Genomic DNA, 1,027 nt, shown 5'->3' on the forward strand with positions numbered 1-1,027 from the left:
CCTCAGGGAATACAAATTTCTCGTGTGGCTGATCTTGAGGAGCCATCCAAGCGCGGATACCCTCGTTCAGCAAAATGTTTTTGGTATAGAAAGTTTCAAACTCTGGGTCTTCTGCTGCCCGCAATTCTTGAGAGACGAAGTCGTAAGCACGCAGGTTTAATGCTAAACCAACGATGCCAACCGCACTCATCCACAACCCAGTCACTGGTACAAACAACATGAAGAAGTGCAACCAGCGCTTGTTGGAGAAGGCAATACCGAAGATCTGAGACCAGAAACGGTTTGCCGTCACCATCGAGTAGGTTTCTTCTGCTTGAGTGGGGTTGAAGGCGCGGAAGGTGTTTGCTGCTTCGCCGTCTTCAAACAGGGTGTTTTCGACTGTCGCACCGTGAATTGCACACAGTAGTGCTCCACCCAATACTCCTGCTACACCCATCATGTGGAAGGGGTTGAGTGTCCAGTTGTGGAAACCTTGCAAGAATAGCAAGAAACGGAAGATTGCTGCGACGCCAAAGCTAGGAGCAAAGAACCAGCTTGACTGACCCAAGGGGTACATCAAGAATACGCTTACGAATACGGCAATCGGTGCGGAAAATGCGATCGCGTTGTAAGGACGAATCCCTACCAAGCGAGCGATTTCAAATTGCCGCAGCATGAAGCCGATCAAACCAAAGGCTCCGTGCAAAGCGATAAATGGCCACAATCCTCCCAACTGACACCAACGGGTGAAGTTGCCTTGAGCTTCTGGGCCCCACAACAACAATAGGGAATGTCCCATTGCGTCTGCGGGTGTGGATACTGCGACTGTCAGGAAGTTACATCCTTCTAGGTAGGATGAAGCTAATCCGTGGGTGTACCAACTGGTGACGAAGGTGGTGCCGGTTAGCCATCCCCCTAGTGCCAAAAATGCACAGGGGAAGAGCAGAATACCAGACCACCCTACGAATACGAAGCGATCGCGCTTCAGCCAGTCGTCGAGAACGTCAAACCACCCTCTTGTGGGGGCGCGTCCAACTGCGATGGTCAT

The 1,027-nt window shown here is 51.4% G+C and carries 1 protein-coding gene; it reads right to left on the minus strand.

Going from position 1 to position 1,027, the window contains the following annotated elements:
• The coding region (gene psbD / locus UYC_RS0129245; RefSeq protein WP_016878152.1) for a photosystem II D2 protein (photosystem q(a) protein) at window positions 1–1,027 on the minus strand (1,027 nt) is incomplete at both ends.

Source organism: Chlorogloeopsis fritschii PCC 6912 (genome assembly GCF_000317285.1).
GTDB classification, from domain to species: Bacteria; Cyanobacteriota; Cyanobacteriia; order Cyanobacteriales; family Nostocaceae; genus Chlorogloeopsis; species Chlorogloeopsis fritschii.